Annotated in this window: 14 protein-coding genes; 7 read left to right on the top strand and 7 right to left on the bottom strand. The window is 44.1% G+C overall.

What is annotated here, in order from left to right:
* Window positions 1-87 precede the first annotated feature (87 nt).
* Window positions 88-1,002 carry a chemotaxis protein gene (locus AB6F11_RS11280; protein ID WP_017062751.1) on the bottom strand — a complete coding sequence of 305 codons (915 nt, stop codon included), beginning with the start codon at window positions 1,000-1,002 and terminating at the stop codon, window positions 88-90.
* Between the two features lie 281 nt (window positions 1,003-1,283).
* Here AB6F11_RS11280 and ppiC point away from each other — a divergent pair, with 281 nt between their 5' ends.
* Both ppiC and AB6F11_RS11290 read left to right on the top strand, forming a co-directional pair.
* Complete coding sequence (gene ppiC / locus AB6F11_RS11285) at window positions 1,284-1,565, top strand: peptidylprolyl isomerase PpiC (protein WP_258185064.1); 282 nt, start codon at window positions 1,284-1,286, stop codon at window positions 1,563-1,565.
* A gap of 283 nt (window positions 1,566-1,848) precedes the next feature.
* Window positions 1,849-3,255: an alpha-amylase family glycosyl hydrolase gene (locus AB6F11_RS11290; protein ID WP_017062749.1), complete on the top strand. Its 1,407-nt coding sequence runs from the start codon at window positions 1,849-1,851 to the stop codon at window positions 3,253-3,255.
* Between the two features lie 128 nt (window positions 3,256-3,383).
* Here the strand turns inward: AB6F11_RS11290 and AB6F11_RS11295 are convergent, their stop codons facing one another.
* The 4 genes from AB6F11_RS11295 to AB6F11_RS11310 form a co-directional block, all read right to left on the bottom strand.
* Complete coding sequence (locus AB6F11_RS11295) at window positions 3,384-5,255, bottom strand: methyl-accepting chemotaxis protein (RefSeq protein ID WP_017062748.1); 1,872 nt, start codon at window positions 5,253-5,255, stop codon at window positions 3,384-3,386.
* Window positions 5,256-5,690: 435 nt separating this feature from the next.
* Window positions 5,691-7,061, bottom strand: a complete 1,371-nt coding sequence (locus AB6F11_RS11300) for a YjiH family protein (protein WP_017064319.1) — start codon at window positions 7,059-7,061, stop codon at window positions 5,691-5,693.
* 228 nt (window positions 7,062-7,289) lie between these two features.
* Window positions 7,290-7,964: a YoaK family protein gene (locus AB6F11_RS11305; RefSeq protein WP_104216194.1), complete on the bottom strand. Its 675-nt coding sequence runs from the start codon at window positions 7,962-7,964 to the stop codon at window positions 7,290-7,292.
* Window positions 7,965-8,139: 175 nt separating this feature from the next.
* On the bottom strand, window positions 8,140-8,622 hold the full coding sequence (locus AB6F11_RS11310; protein ID WP_170926836.1) for a GFA family protein: 483 nt from the start codon (window positions 8,620-8,622) through the stop codon (window positions 8,140-8,142).
* 32 nt (window positions 8,623-8,654) lie between these two features.
* Here AB6F11_RS11310 and AB6F11_RS11315 point away from each other — a divergent pair, with 32 nt between their 5' ends.
* The 3 genes from AB6F11_RS11315 (at window position 8,655) to AB6F11_RS11325 (ending at window position 11,319) form a co-directional block, all read left to right on the top strand.
* On the top strand, window positions 8,655-9,308 hold the full coding sequence (locus AB6F11_RS11315; protein WP_017064322.1) for a hypothetical protein: 654 nt from the start codon (window positions 8,655-8,657) through the stop codon (window positions 9,306-9,308).
* Window positions 9,309-9,432: 124 nt separating this feature from the next.
* On the top strand, window positions 9,433-9,732 hold the full coding sequence (locus AB6F11_RS11320) for an isoamylase early set domain-containing protein (protein ID WP_009845720.1): 300 nt from the start codon (window positions 9,433-9,435) through the stop codon (window positions 9,730-9,732).
* A 276-nt stretch (window positions 9,733-10,008) separates the two neighbouring features.
* Window positions 10,009-11,319, top strand: a complete 1,311-nt coding sequence (locus AB6F11_RS11325; protein ID WP_104216193.1) for a peptidoglycan DD-metalloendopeptidase family protein — start codon at window positions 10,009-10,011, stop codon at window positions 11,317-11,319.
* A 106-nt stretch (window positions 11,320-11,425) separates the two neighbouring features.
* Here the strand turns inward: AB6F11_RS11325 and AB6F11_RS11330 are convergent, their stop codons facing one another.
* Both AB6F11_RS11330 and AB6F11_RS11335 read right to left on the bottom strand, forming a co-directional pair.
* Window positions 11,426-13,270 carry a bifunctional diguanylate cyclase/phosphodiesterase gene (locus AB6F11_RS11330; protein ID WP_104216192.1) on the bottom strand — a complete coding sequence of 615 codons (1,845 nt, stop codon included), beginning with the start codon at window positions 13,268-13,270 and terminating at the stop codon, window positions 11,426-11,428.
* Window positions 13,271-13,412: 142 nt separating this feature from the next.
* A complete protein-coding gene (locus AB6F11_RS11335) occupies window positions 13,413-14,309 on the bottom strand; it encodes a LysR family transcriptional regulator (RefSeq protein ID WP_017068382.1) in 897 nt (298 codons plus the stop codon).
* Between the two features lie 108 nt (window positions 14,310-14,417).
* Here AB6F11_RS11335 and AB6F11_RS11340 point away from each other — a divergent pair, with 108 nt between their 5' ends.
* Both AB6F11_RS11340 and AB6F11_RS11345 read left to right on the top strand, forming a co-directional pair.
* A complete protein-coding gene (locus AB6F11_RS11340) occupies window positions 14,418-15,623 on the top strand; it encodes a multidrug effflux MFS transporter (protein WP_104216191.1) in 1,206 nt (401 codons plus the stop codon).
* A 100-nt stretch (window positions 15,624-15,723) separates the two neighbouring features.
* Entirely contained in the window at window positions 15,724-16,074 is a 351-nt protein-coding gene (locus AB6F11_RS11345; RefSeq protein ID WP_017057980.1) for a hypothetical protein, read from the top strand.
* The last annotated feature ends 95 nt before the right edge of the window (window positions 16,075-16,169 follow it).

A 16,169-nucleotide genomic window follows, 5' to 3' on the forward strand; every position in this document is an offset into this window, starting at 1 on the left:
CTCTATTCTTATTAAGATTTGAAGAAAGAAGAGACTAAGAAGCTAAACCATTGAGCACTATGCCAGGTTTAGCTTCTATAACAGAGCCTAAGCAGCCGTAGAGGCGCCGTTTAAGACTTTTGCGCCGCGTAGCATAGCTTCGATTAATTCACCCGCGTTGAACTTCTCAAGCGCTTCATGCGCCCCCACCTGATTAGCACGGTCGACACAGATCTCACTGGACAGTGAGGTATGCAAAATACAGTAAGCGTGACTTAAAGCGCTGTCGTTTTGCACTTCAAATGCAAGCTCATAACCATCTAATCCCGGCATCTCGATATCACTCACCAGAAGATCAATGGCATTGCCAGCGCTGGCTTGGCGTCGCATTAGGTCGATGGCATCTAAGCCGTTGTTACATATGCTGTAAGGGATGTTGATGCTGTCTAAGGCATCAGATAACTGTTTACGTGCAATCAAAGAGTCATCCACTAATAAGATGTTCAATGCTTTGAGGCGTTCCCTTTCTACATCGGTCAGCATCGGGATATGAGCATTCTCATAAGCTGGGTAGATCTTAGAAAGCAGCAGTTCCACATCGAGCATTTGCACAATACGGTCTTCAAAACGTGTAATACCCGTTACAAACACATTGCGACCCACACTGGTGGGTGGAGATTCAATGCTCTTCCAGTCGCATTCAATGATTTTATCAATTGAACGAACCAAGAACGCCACAACTGTTCTCAAACAGTCAGTAACGATGAGTACACAATCTTGGTATTCAGCGGGTGTTATCGGACGGAAGCCAATCGCAGCGGACATATCAATCACAGGAACTGTAAGGTCGCGGATAGTCACTGTACCAATCACGTGATGATGGGAGTAGGGGATCTGAGTCATCGGCTGAAAAGGGACGATTTCTCTGACCTTAAGCGTGCCAATCGCAAAACTTTGAGTGAGGGACAACTTGAACATCAACATTCCCTGTGACTGACTCGCTTTACTGATCGGTTTGGCCATAAGTGGCTCCTACTTAATACGCGCTTAATTTATAAGGATTAATTTAAAGGGAAATGGAAGCCGCAGCAAGTCGCGATGCGGTTTTTAATGGCCTTTAAGGCAGTTGTTTTCGGTTATAGAGTGAAGAATAGCGGTTCTTGGGTTAAAATCACGCTAAACGCTGGCTGTCGATGAATTTATGTCGATAAGCCGTTAGCGGCAAACAGATTTACAACAGTCAGTTCATTCGCGATGTTCTAAGTAATCGTCGTAAGTAAACTGGCAGCAACAAACTGAGAATTATCATGGCAAGAACAGCAGCAGCGCTTCATATTTTGGTGAAGCATAAAGAACTAGCAGAAGACATCATGACGCAGCTTAAAAAGGGCGCTAAATTTCAAACGCTAGCGAAGAAACATTCAACCTGTCCATCTGGTAAAAAGGGCGGCGACCTAGGTGAGTTCAAAAAAGGTCAAATGGTGCCTCAGTTTGATAAGGTTTGTTTCTCTGGCGAGACGCTTGTACCACACCTTGTGAAAACAAAATTTGGCTGGCACGTCGTGAAGGTTCTTTACAGAACTTAGTTATAAATATGTGTTAGATTGAATAAAAGGAGCGTATATACGCTCCTTTTTTGTGACTTTTGTGAGCGTTTTAAAGCACTACGGTTGAGTGTTCATCCCAGACGTTATGCGATAATTGGTGCTACGCCCTCAACCATCCACCGTGAGTAATTGGTAGGAGGAGGAGGGTTTTTAATGAGTAACTCATATAATAAATGCCATTCTTGAGGAAATTTATTGCAGCTTTGCCTTTTAGCCTTTGCCTTTTCTAAAAAGCTGTAAACGAGTTTGGTAGGAGAACAACATGGAGAGTTCAGCTATGTTAAGCAAACCAGCGACAGATGTCATATTGCATGCCTTTGACTGGTGCTACGCTGACGTAATGAAGAACGCCCCACTGATCCAAGAGTTGGGTTATAAATCTGTTTTAGTATCACCGGCGATGAAATCGCTGCGCGGCCCTAAAGGTTGCGATCGAAATTCTGGTACTCAATGGTGGCAACGCTATCAGCCCCAAGACTATCGTGTGATCGATAATCAGTTGGGTGACACACAAGATTTTAAAGCGATGGTCGACACGTTAAAGCGACATGGGCTTCGTACTTATGTGGATGTGGTGTTTAACCACATGGCCAACGAATCGGGTATCCGCGGTGATCTAACGTATCCCAATCAGCAAGACATGGCGTCTTATCAAAAAGATGCTGACTATTATGAATCCATACGTTTGTTTGGTGACCTTTCTGAGCCTCTTTTTGATGAGAACGACTTCGTGGAAGCGTTTGGTATCAAGAACTGGAAAGACACGTGGGAAGTGCAAAACGGGCGTATTACCGGTGGCGCCAGCGATCCTGGCCTGCCAACGCTACTCGATAACGATAATGTGGTGGCACAACAAAGAGCCTACCTAAAAGCACTGAAAGAGATTGGTGTGAAAGGATTTCGCATTGATGCGGCAAAGCATATGACACTGGCACACCTACGCAAGGTGTGGACGGATGACATCTGCGAAGAAATGCACATCTTCGGTGAGATCATTACCGATGGCGGCGCGACAGAAGAAGAGTATGAGCTGTTCCTTGAGCCTTATCTTAAACACACTCGCTTAGGCGCTTACGATTTCCCGTTGTTCAACACCATCTTCAAAGCATTTGAAGAGCAGGGCAGCTTTAAGTCTTTGATTAACCCATACTGTTTTGGTCAGGCTCTGTCGAATATGCGAGCGATCACGTTTGCGGTCACTCATGATATTCCCAATAACGAGGTGTTTTTGGAGCATGTGATGGATGAAGTGGATGAGCGATTGGCTCATGCTTTCATTCTTGGTCGAGACGGCGGTGTGCCGCTTGTTTACAGTGAACTGAGCACCAGCGGTATTCTGGACAAGAGCGGTCAGCCTCGTTGGCTTAACGACTGGCAAGCGCCTTACATGAAAAGCATGATTCAATTCCATAACCATGTTCATGGCGAAGCGATGCGTGTGGTTGAAGCGAATGATGATTTGTTGGTGTTTGTCCGTGGCGATAAAGGCATTGTGGTGATCAACAAGTCGAAGCGAAGCAAAACAGCCTCATTAAATTGGACTGGTGCGGTAACCGATTTACTGTCGGATGATGTGTTTGAATGTGTTGGTAAGGATTTAACCATCAAGGTGGAATCGAACCAATGTATGATGTTAACGACGAATGAATTGAAGCCTGTCACGAGTTAACTTGGATAGACTAGAAAGAGAAGCCCCGCTTACTGGCAATCAGTAATCGGGGCTTTTTATTTTAAGCTATTGCTCGGTAACTAAACCAAATGGCGACTCAGCCAAACGGCAACTGAGCCAAACCTTGGTTAAACCGTAAACTTATTCAATAGCTCGTCTTGTTGGCGAACATTGTCAGTTTGCTGCTGCATTGCGGTATTCGCTTCTTGGGCCGCTGTTGATACTTGTGTTGAAAGGTCTTTGATCTTAACAGTGTTGTTATTGATCTCTTCCGCTACTAAGCTCTGCTCTTCTGCCGCTGAAGCAATCTGGATGTTCATATCTGAGATGCGTTGAATCGCGTCACGGATACGGTCAAGTGAAGAGTTCGCTTGCTGAGCGCGTTCAACGGCGTCAGTGGCTGTGTCTTTACTTTGGTTCATCGCGTTCGATACTGAGCTTGCACCCGCTTGGAGCTGCTCGATCATGTTGCGGATTTCCGTAGTTGATTCTTGAGTACGTTGTGCCAGAGTACGAACTTCATCGGCAACGACTGCGAAACCACGGCCTGATTCACCAGCACGCGCCGCTTCAATAGCCGCATTCAATGCCAGTAGGTTGGTTTGGTCTGCAATATCGTTGATTACTTTTAGAATTGTTTCGATGTTGGCTGTTGCTGATTCAAGTACTTGTACTTCGGCAACCGCTTGGTCGATACGTGCTGAAAGGTTATCAATCGCTTGAGTGGTGTCACTTACGACAGATGTGCCGTCTAGCGTTGCTTCGTCTGCTTCACGGGCTGCCGCTGCTGCGCCTTGAGCATTGTTTGCAACTTCAGTTGCAGTAACCGCCATCTCGTTCATTGCAGTCGCTAACTGTTCAAGCTCTTCCAGTTGGGTATTCATCGCTTTCGCTGATTCGCCTGCACCTTTAACCGTGATTTCAGTACCACGCTTAATTTCAACACCAATCGCTTTCGATTGAATGATCTGATTTTGCAGGTTTTCAGTAAAGGTGTTGAAACCTTTCGCTAGGTCAGAGAACTCTTGGTCTGTGTTGGTATCTAGGCGCTTAGTTAAATCACCTTGACCGCTCGCCACATCTTGAATGGCTTGGTTAAGCGCATCCAGTGGACGCATTAACACACGAATCAGAACAGTCAGTGCAATGATGCTGAGAATAACTGCAATCAACGAGTAGATCATTGAGCTGTTCTTCAATTCTTCAACGGTTTGGAACGCGATCTCTTCATCCAGGATGGCACCTATATACCAATCTTCACTAGGGATGTGGGTGAAATTAACTAGGAACATTTTGCCGTCGACTTCAATTTCTTGAGAGCCTTCACGAATAGTCGCTTGTGGCATGTAGCTTGATAGCGTTTCACCGTTGTTTTTCGCATTTGGGTGAGCAATCGTGGTGCCGTCGGCTGTTACTAGGAACAGGTAACCCGCATCAAACAAGTTCACTTGGTTGACCAAGGTAGCAAGGTTCGTCAATTCTAGGTCGTAGAACATACCCGCAGTAAAGCGGCCGTTGTCTTTAACTGGAGTACCTACTGATATGATGACTTTCTTACTTGATGCATCCACATAAGGAGCGGTAACAACTAAACTGTTTTTGGATTTAGCATCAATGTACCAAGGACGAATTCGTGGGTCGTAGTCTGGACCGGCATCCCAACCATCATCATTTTCAATAACGAAACCGTTTGCTTCATAACCAAAACCAACCGCTAGGAAGCTGTTTTTAAGCTTTGGCTTTTCTAAGATTTCTTTAACGTAAGCGCGATCTTCAGGGTTGATCTCGATGACTTCAGTCGTCGATTGAGCCAACGCTTTCTTGGCGTTCATCTCCGATACGACGGTATTTTTCACGCCCGAGACCATCTCTTTCAGGCTCGCATTGACGTGGTTTTCTACTGCACTTCTTACAGTGTAAAGTTGTTGTATTGAAAGCAATGATACTGTCACTAGCAGCAAGGCTGATGATGCAGCAACCACCTTATGGCTAAATTTCATTGAGTTTTCCCCTTCTCACAGGCTTTGCGAAGACTAAAGTTAATCGTGTTTTTGTAATTATATATATCGACTAGATTGGGTTTTACTTGAATGTAATTTCACAAAATAGACTGCAAAAATACAACAACATAAACAATACAAAATTCACTAAATCACATATTTGTTACTTTTAGTATTTGGTTCAATGAGTTGGGGAATGGGGCTAGACAGAGTTTAAGGAGGGATTAAGAATGTATTAATTTGACGATTATGCGTTCAGTTTTCTATTAACAAGAGTTGGGTTGAATAAATGATATGAAATCAAGTGATATACAGAACTTATAAATTGATTGAACTCTAAATAATGCTGTGTATATATTTGTGCTAATAAAAAGCCCCACAAAAGTGAGGCTTTATAAACTGAATCTTTATTGAGTTACATAAGTAGTATCTAATTTAGAATATTAGATGCGCTACACCAGCGATAACTGGAAGCGTAATTAACGTACGTAGAATAAAGATAATAAACAGTTCTAAGATGTTCACTGGAATCTTACTGCCTAGAAGTAGAGCGCCCACCTCAGACATGTAGATCAGCTGAGTTACCGACATTGCTGCAATAACAAAGCGAGTCATCTCGTTGTCGATAGAAGCCGCAAGGATTGCTGGGATAAACATGTCCGCAAAACCAACAACAATCGTTTCAGATGCTGCAACCGCTTCAGGAACACCAAGTAGCTCTAGGAATGGAATGAAAGGCTGACCTAGGATTGAGAACACAGACGTGTATTCCGCAATAACCAGTGCCATTGTACCTAAACCCATAACAACAGGCAGTACGCCAAATACCATATCTACGGCGTTACGAACGCCTTCGCCAAATACAGATTTAGCCGACTTTACTTGAGATGCTTTATTTACCGCTAGCTCAAGACCCCAAGAGAACGTTGAGTGACCTGCTGGGATCGCGTCAGCGTCTTTGTGCGGCTTGCTGCCATCAATGAAAGTATCTTTCTTCATGCTTAGTGGTGGAAGGCGAGGGATGATCACCGCTGCCACAATACCCGCTAAACAGATTGCTGCGTAGAAAGGTAGGAACAGGTGCTCTAGTTCTACCTGAGCAATAACCACAAGACTGAATGTGATAGATACTGCTGAGAAAGTCGTACCAACAACCGCAGCTTCACGCTGAGTGTAGAATTTCTTCTCGTACTGTTTGCTTGTAAGCAGGATACCAACACTGCCGTCACCCAACCAAGAAGCCATACAGTCAATAGCACTGCGGCCTGGTAGGTTGAAGATTGGACGCATGATTTTACTTAGTAGCGTGCCAAACAGCTCTAGTAGACCAAAGTTAAGTAGAAGCGGAAGTAGCAAACCAGCAAAGATGAATACTGAGAACAGTGTCGGAAGCAGGCCTTCTAGAACCAGACCACCAGTATTTTCTTCCCAAATAACCTCAGGGCCAACTTGGAAAAAAGCCATAACGGCTGCAGCACCACCAATTAAACGAACCAGCAACCACAGTGGAGATGGGTTGAAAAGGCCGTTTAAAAATGAATTTGATGTAATGAATGTAGGCTTAAAAATGGTGCTTAAAACTGAAGCTACAGACATGAAAGCAACGATCGCAGTGATGATAGGGACTAGATATTCACCGAAAACCGCTTGAATTGATTTGGCTAAGATAGCTACAGGGATGGTTAGATCACCTTGATAGCTGATTGGCGCCATGAAAAGGAATAAACCAATCAATGATGGGATTAAGAAAACCCAGAAACTGCCTTTAGATTTCTCTGTTTGAGCAGTATTCGTGTTGTTAGACATGTTATTGTTCTCGAATTTCTACACGTAAAAAAGCCACATCCTTGGCATTTTTATTCACTAAACGTCCGTATTTTCTCATTGGGTGCAAGATTACCCAGTATTAATATTGCTTGCAATACTATTCATAAAATATCGCTAAATATTCATGCTGGTTATTCTGCAACGTATTAAGAGTTTAGAATAAAGTGTTGCGGATGTTACGTAGTTTGAGGTTATTTTGCCAGATATTTATAAATTGATTGGAGTTTCAGTTCGATAGGTCAAGTATAACCAGTAGCTAAACGCAATAATGAAAGCAAAAGAGGCAGGGAAAGCCAATGCCAAGATTTCGAAGCGTTGGAACAGGCAAGCGCCACTTAAACCGCCAAACAGGAAGCCAACCACAATGAACATCAGCAGTTTGGCTTTACGACGGTCAAAAGGCATCCCCTTTAAGCGAGCGCCAATCATGATCCCCAGATCGGTAATGATCCCGCTCATGTGTGTTGTTCGAATGATCGCCCCGCTGTAAGTGGTGATCATCGCGTTCTGCAAACCACACGCGGCTGAAGCGAAATACTGACCTGAAGTATAGCCTTGTAACAGTGTCCACAGCGCCAAAAACAGCAATCCACCCTCAATACATAGTGCAACACCGTAACGGCGTCCTAACTTCAATGCTTGGTTTTCAATAAAGAACCCGCTGAACGCCGCACCTAACATGAAGCTCATGATCACCAATAGGAGGTGAACAGAAGCCGAGGTCGGTGTAAGCAGGCTACTGCCTAGCAAAGACATGGTGCCGGAGATATGGGAGATAGCTTGATGTTGGAAGCCAAGTAAGCCGATAGCATTAACACTGCCAGCAAGACCAGCTAACAAAAGGGCGCCGTATTCAACCCAGCGAGGTAACTTAGAAATCATGTGGTTCACCCTGGGTTAAATAGAGGAGCAAGATTATAACGCTAGACAAAAGATACGCTAGCGCTGTGAAGCGTTGATATTTGATCTTAGGCAACAGTATTGCAGTTTGTTTTAATACTGTTGCTATATAAAGATAACGGTCAATAACGAGATAAAGATAACGCTCAATGACGAACTAGTTGTAATGGCTCATTTGGTGGTCGAACTTAACCCAACCGTGTTTGCGTTCTTCATAAACCGAAAAGCTCGGCAGTGGGAAGTCTTGCTCTTTAAATAATCCGAGCGGGACGATATAAAAATCAGCGGCGGCAACCGACTGCAAAAGCATGGTGGTGCCACACTTGGGACAAAACTGATAGGTGACTTCATTACCCGTATCGCTGATGCGTGAAAAAGAGGTCACTTCACCGCTGAGTGTAACTTGTTCTATTGGGAACCGAGCCTGAACGCCGAACACACTTCCGGTGCGTTTCTGACACTCATAGCAATGGCAGACAGATGTACGTTGAGGTTCACCTCGGCATACTAGGTTGACTGCTCCACAGCGGCATTCGCAACTTCTGATATTTCTATCTTTAATATGATTGATATCCATCCATGCTCCACTTCTGGTTAACCCTGTATTGATAATTATACTAAAGCCCTTTATGGTCTGCACAACTGGATGAAAACAAAAGAATATAATTGCCCATGAAAAAGAAAATCTTACCTATCCCTCTGATTCTACTGATTCCAATTGTCATGCTGGTTGTTGTGATAGTAGCGGGTATTTATCGCTTTAGCTTAAGTGATGAAGAGATCTTGGCGAAGTTTCCTTCTTCTCAAGTGAGTTATGACCCAGTCGTAGAAACCGTTTTTGATTTGAAGACGACCAATCCATGGACAATTAAAGTTCCTGAGACTAACGCCTACGCTTTTATCAATGAAGTTGATGAGCCTAGAGCCATCGCGTTTGGACGCTATGACTCAGGTGTTGAGCGCGGTGTGGTAACGGTAGACACAAATAATCTTTCAGCCGCCACGCTGGGCAAGGCGAGTTTCTTTGTCGCGCCGATGTGGATATCTAACCAAGGCAGCGGTGTTTTCTATTATCTAGGCCTGTTTAAGCATGACCAGCAACGAAGCCGTGTGGTGTTAGTCGACCAACTTTTACTGGGTGATCGTATACAAATTCAGACATTGGAGGTAGCTCAGCAGCCAGGTTCGCAATCACAGAATAAACTTACTGGGGAAGGTTTTATCGGCTTTACTCAGCATTCTGCGGAACAATCATTTGCAGAACCCCCTTCTGAAAAGGTGTTAATGAGTTTTTCTTTTGATACGCAATCAATTGGTAAGCAATAACGTTTTCGTGAATGTAAGGATCTGTTGTTTATGTGAGCCAAATTACATATTATCTTAGTTAGATGAATGAAATTTAGACACAGTTAGCTTTGTGTCCGCTTATTATTACAAATGGAGCTTGCGAATGATTAATAAACGTTTTTTTAAGACGAAAGATGAAGTTGAAGTGACCTTCGAGCTAGAAGCTCAGGAAGCGAACTCTGTATCCATCGTTGCTGACTTTCTTGATTGGAAAGCCACCCCAATGAAAAAACTGGCCAAAGGGAAGGTTTACAAGTTTAAAACTCGTCTACCTAAAGATGGCGAGTTTCAATTCCGCTACCTAGTTGATGACCAACAATGGGTGAACGATGCGAATGCCGATCGTTACATCCCAAATGAATTTGGTGAAGACAACTGCCTAGTGTCGACGGTAAACGCATAATCTTTTCTTAAAACCAGCGACTAATTCACTTCGTTTATTAATTATTCGAAACGGAATAACGTCAACCAATAGAAAGCAGAAACTAGCCGTTTCTGCTTTTTTATTTTTAAATTTAGCGGTTAATTTTATTTCTTATCTAGTGGCTCTTCATCTACGGCAACTCAATGACTTAGGCTAAGTTGGGAAGATTCACATCATATTATGACAATGCATTGATGATTTATGCGTTTGAAAAGCATATCCTATGCCTTTATATCGTAGAAAGACCTGTTTACCGTGTATTCAAAAATATTTCCCTCTCCGTTTGCTGAGCTTTCACCTGTAAAAAAAGTAGCTATTTTGGGACTGCCACTTATTGCTGTGATTGGTGTTGCTTTGCAATCGTCACAATCGGATCTGACGAAAACGATCGATCTTGATTTGCCCGACTCAACCGTTATTGAGTCAATTCTGTCACCATCTTCTGTTACCGTTATTGAGCCGCCGACATTTGAGTATCAAATTCAAACGGGCGATAACTTGAGTAGCATCTTCACTCAGCTTGGATTTTCTTACAAATCGATGATGAGCGTGATGGAAACCGATTTAAACTTCCTTGCGTTAGACACGCTTCGCCCAGGTAACACATTGCGTTTTTGGCGTGATGAAGCGACGGGCGACCTTTCCAAAATGGAACTTCAATTTAGTGTTGCAGATAAAGTGGTTTACCGACTGCTTGAAGATGGTACATACGAGTTTGAAGATATCTCTATTCCGGGCGAGTGGAAGCAAAAACCTTTAGTGGGTGATATTCAAGGCAGCTTCTCTATGTCGGCGAACAAGGTTGGCCTGAGCAGTCTTGAGATTGACCATATTGTGACTCTTCTTAAAGATAAGCTGAACTTTAGCCGAGACCTACGTGCTGGCGATCAGTTTGAAGTGCTTCAAAAAGCGCAATATGTTGATGGTGTTGCAACCGGAAAACGTGAAATTGAAGCGATTAAGATCATGAATCGTAACCGCGTTGTGTCAGCATACTTACACACTGACGGACAATATTACGATGCTAATGGCGATAGCTTACAACGTGCTTTCCAACGTTATCCTGTAAGCAGCAGCTGGCGTCAGAGTTCTCAGTTTAACCCTAAACGTCTACACCCTGTGACTGGCCGCATTTCACCGCACAACGGTACGGATTTCGCGACACCAATTGGCACACCTGTTCAAGCAACGGGTGATGGTAAAGTTATTATGACGCGTAAACACCCTTATGCGGGTAACTATGTGGTGATTCAACACGGTAGCACTTATAAAACGCGCTACTTGCACTTAAGCAAGATCCTTGTTCGTAAAGGACAAACGGTATCTCGTGGTCAACGTATTGGCCTATCGGGTAAAACGGGTCGAGTGACAGGTGCTCACTTGCACTATGAACTGATCGAACGTGGTCGCCCTGTTGATGCGATGAAAGCGAATATCCCAATGGCCGATTCTGTGCCTAAAAAGGAAAAAGCGACATTCACAGCCGCGAGAGATGAAGCCGACAAGCTATTGAAGGCAGCGTTAGAAACGCGCAATCTAGCAATGGTTAATAATGTTAGTAAGTAGCTAGCCATTAAACTGTTTTAAAGCCGCAAGAGCATCACAAAGCACAGTCAGTGTTAAGTGATGCTCTTGCGGCTTTTTAGTTCTCAATAGAAGGTTCGGTAAGGGTTTAAACTAAAGGCTCTGAGTGCGCGACATAGCTAACGATAGCTTCAGGTCGCATTGGAGGTGAGTAGAGGTAACCTTGGATCTTGTCACATCCCATCGCGTGCAGCTTTTCTAATTGCTCACGCTTCTCAACACCTTCCGCAACCAAAGATACATCGAGTCTATGGGCCAGTTGAACAATCAGCCATACTACGCTCTCTGAGGTCGAACTAGTTAACAAGTCTCGAATAAAGGTCGCATCAATTTTAATGCAATCGATAGGGTAGCTGTGGATGTAGTTCAAACTGGAGTAGCCTGTACCAAAGTCGTCGAGTGCAATCGTGAAGCCTTGTCCTCTCAGAAAGTTAAGCGCGGATTTTGTCTCTTGTGTTGGCGATAACAGAACGGTTTCGGTTAACTCGATAACAAACTCATTCGCCTTAAAATGGTGCTGTTCAATGGTTCGAGTCAGGTAGGATATATAACGTTTCGAATCAGTAAGCTCGTGCGCAGAGCAGTTGATTCCAAGTTTAACCTTGTAGCCCAAGCCTTGCTCTAGTGTGGTTTTAGCGCGGCACACCAATTCAATAATGCGTTCACCTAATTCGACAATCAGCCCTGACTCTTCTGCCACTTGAATAAACTCTACGGGTGAGATGTCTCCATGTCTGGCGGTTTTCCAGCGAGTCAGTACCTCGAAATATTCCCATTGCGTTTCACCTTGACCCACAATCGGCTGTACCACTACGTACATTCCATTGCTGTCGGGGATATAGCTTTGTGAAATTGGGTTTTCCAGCTCACTTCGTAGCGCTGCGACTAGCTCGGTTTTTCTTTGGTAACGAACTCTTAAGTGAGTGTCATAACATTGAATATGAGTATCTTGGCTGTGTTTACACTCTTTAAGCGCCAAGCTGGTATTGAAGATGATTTGCTCAACGTCTTTGTTGTCTCCATCCGAACTGGCAATACCGATGCTGACGTCGAAATCTATCTTGATATCAACGCTACTGTAGCCCTGCTTAATTTTGGCCAGTATTTGTTCGCACACGGCTATCGGATCAGAATGGTAGGTGATGAAGGCGAACTCGTTGCCAGCAGTCCGGAAAGTCAGGTTGCTTTCGGGTAAGGTTCTCCGCAAGGTTTCTGCGACAAACTGCAGCACCTTGTCGCCAATATAATTACCGTGCATATCATTAATGGCTTTGAAGCTATTGATATCGAGTAAAGCCAATGTAAAAGGAGTGACGCTCTGTTGAGTAATCGACTCTAAGGTATCTGATAAACAGCTTCGGTTGAGTAACCCGGTTAGGCTGTCGTGTGACACCTCATAACTAAGCTGATTTACAAGTTGTTCGGAACGATCGTTAAACCACATTTCACGCAAGGTGTGGATGATGATGTCGGCGAACAATTGATGGTGCTTTACCACGTCTTGTTGCTGATCAGGGCTAAGAGGCGAGGTGAACGTTGAAAACAGCACGCCCATCACTTCGCCACTTTGAGTTTGAGTCGGGATCGCGATGGAGTTTTGTGAGGTGATTTCCTGCCTAAATGCCGATGTTGGCAATGACTGGACGATGTACTGAGAAAATGAGCAATCTGGGTGTCTTTGATTGACGGCTTGTTGGTAGATGTGACCATGGCGCGCATTGATTTTGTCATGTAATACATGATCAGAATGGGCGATCACCAAAGGAACGGTTTGGTCAGGGAAGTACTTCTTCTCAATGATGCTAGTGTATTGAGTATCAAAGGTCTGATGTAAAGTAAGCACAGCTGACTCTAAAAGGTCGATACCTTCCAATTTCAGCAAACGGCCAATGCGCTCTGTGTCTATCATGCTATTGTGCGTATGTTGAGTCATAGCCACCACCCCTAGTTAACCAGATTCACTGTGTAAGCGGTATACGTATTATCTTGTATATGTGCGAACTTGTATAATCTATATGCGTCAAGTTTATTATTGACCGTGTTGTATAACTTTTCAAATTAAAACGTGACTTATTTCACAGAGCTTGCGTGCTACGCTCTTTGTCTAGCCTGTCTTTCAGATGGTCCAAAAAGAGCTTGGTTCGCGTGTGCGAGTAATCAAGCTTAGGGTAGTACGCGTAAACCATCACTTCGTCGGCGGTAATATTTGGCAATACTGGAACTAATGTCCCTTGCTTTAGATCCTCTTTGATCATCGCTTTGATGGTTAACAGTACGCCCATTCCTCGCTTCGCAGCATGAAACAAAGCCTCTGGATTAGTGGTCGCAAAGTTACCGTTTAACGTTATTCGCTGCCCTTTGGTGAGTGCTACTTCACGGGTCGGACGCTCTCCCCAAATTAACGAGTTGTGTTGCTCCAAATCTTGCTCGCAAGTGGGGTAGCCGTGTTTGGCAAGATAGCTTGGTGCTGCATAGAAGCTGGCTCTGTGTTCAAACAGCGGTGTTTTCTTGAAGCTTAATGAGTTGAGTTGTTCTAGTTCACGACTGATTACCAAGTCCAAGCCAAGCTCGGGTAATTGACCGGGCGTAGTGGTGATGAGTTGTACCTTAATATCAGGGTACTTTTCTAAGAAGTCGTCCATGTATTGCACCAGAAACTTAGAGCCAACCGCAATCGTAGCGCCAATCTTTAATAGGCCTGCTGGGGTTTGGTTAACCGAGCGAGTCTCATCAATAATGGACTGCCAATTGTCGAGCTGATCCTTGGCTCGCAGGTAAAAGAGCGCACCTGCTTCGGTTTGGCTAATTGATCGCGTGGTACGCTTTAACAGTTGGGTGCCGATGCGCTCTTCTAACCAGTTCACTCTTTTACTGATCGCCGAGCTGGTGGTGTTCAGCTTTCGAGCAGCACCATTGAAGCTGCCTTCTTCGACTACTCTGACGTAGCTTTTTACGTTAAGAATCCAATCCATATTATTTCCTGTTGGGACTTAATAAAATTCCAATTTAGCTAATTATCAATTATTGGTTTTGAATGTAAACTCGTCTAATGAACAAATATCAAACGAATAGGGAATTTTTTGAGCCAATCGACCTTTAAAAAAACACCGTTACTCTTAGCAATGATGATTATTGCTACGGGGCAGGTGGGTGTGAGCATCTACTTGCCAGCATTACCGTTAATTGCTTCTGATTTAAGTGCTACTCAAGTAGATGTACAGCTTCTCGTCACGCTGTTTCTGGTGGGTTTTGGCTTGTCTCAGCTATTTTACGGACCGATGTCCGATGCGGTGGGAAGAAGACCTATCTTCTTGTTAGGTCAGGGTGTTTATTTGATTGGTACAGTCGTTTGTGTTGTGTTTTCTGACAATATGACGGCGCTAGAAGTTGGTCGCTTGCTGCAAGGTTTAGGGGCGGGCAGTGCCTCGGTTCTTGGGCGAAGTGTGCTTCGTGACAGCTATGATGGTTCACAGCTTACCAAAGCGTTGTCTTATATCTCGATCACCGCGTCGATTATGCCGATCATCGCGCCTGTATTTGGTGGCTGGATTTCATTCCACCTTGGTTGGCAGGCGGTGTTCCTTTTCGTTCTATTGTATTTACTGGCGATATTCACACTGGGTTACTTCGTGTTGCATGAAACTCTGCCATATGGGAAGAGCCGTTTTGAAGTCAGCCAAGTGGTAAAGAACTACGGACGCTTGTTAACGAATCGCCAAGTGATAAGCAGCGCCAGTTATAACTGGATGAGTTATATGGCGAGTTTGGTATCGTTATCTTTGTTCCCATTCTTAATGCAAGAGCAATTGGGGTTGACCGCCGCTGAGTATGGTTCATTGATGATTGTCCCTTCGGCAGGCTTACTGATCGGTAGCGTTGCTTTGAACTTGCTCAATCGTAGGTTTAGCACTCCGCAATTGATGAGCCTTGCGATTTTGATTATTTTGGCTTCGGGAACTTGGCTTCTTACTCATGAGTTATCCATCTTTAACTTGGTTTGGGCGTTTACTTGGTTGGCGATAGCACAAGGCATTTCGTTCCCATTATCAATCAGCATGTTATTAGAACCTCATAAGAAGCAAGCGGGCGCAGTATCGGCATTGTCGGGCTCTATTCAGATGTGTTTAGCGGGTTTATTGGGTGGGTATCTAGTAGAGAGTTGGGTCACGACTCATCAACAGTTAGGCGTGTTCTACCTCATTATTGGCGCAGCCATGGGCGGAGTGCTTTGGTCTTCAACCAAAATGAACAACAAAGGCGATACTGTTGAAGTGGAATATAGCTAAACACTAAATTCACTATCGTTTAACGCACCATCGTTAATACGTTGTATTTGTGCTGATGGTTTTCTACAATGCTTCGGTCCATTGAATAGGTAAAAACAAAATGCAGCAAAATGAATTTGAAGTACTGGTAAAAGCTATCTGCGCACTAGATGGCCTGCCTCAAGCGCTTGAGCTATTGAAATCCAATGAGGATACAGAAGTCGCTGAGGCTGCTGCATCACTGACTGGTCAATTTGCACTTGCTGAAGTGGAAGGCGAAAAGCGTATTTACCACGTGACGCTTCAAGAAAATGAACAAGGCGAAGAGCAAGAGTACATCGAACATGTTATGAATGAAGGCGATGACTTAATCAAATTTGCAGCTTGGTTCTTTGAAACGATGTTTGAATTGAAGCAAAAAGACACATACCAAATTGCCGGTAAAACTTACAGACAGCCAAAGCGCAGCTAGGTTTCTCAGTAAAGCATTTTAGAAAGCAGCTCTATTGAGCTAATGCCGTTCACTTAAGAGTGAACGGCATTTTTGTTCTTAGCATACCGTTGTGG

The organism is Vibrio sp. 10N.247.311.14, assembly GCF_041467715.1.
Taxonomy (GTDB): Bacteria; Pseudomonadota; Gammaproteobacteria; order Enterobacterales; family Vibrionaceae; genus Vibrio; species Vibrio crassostreae_C.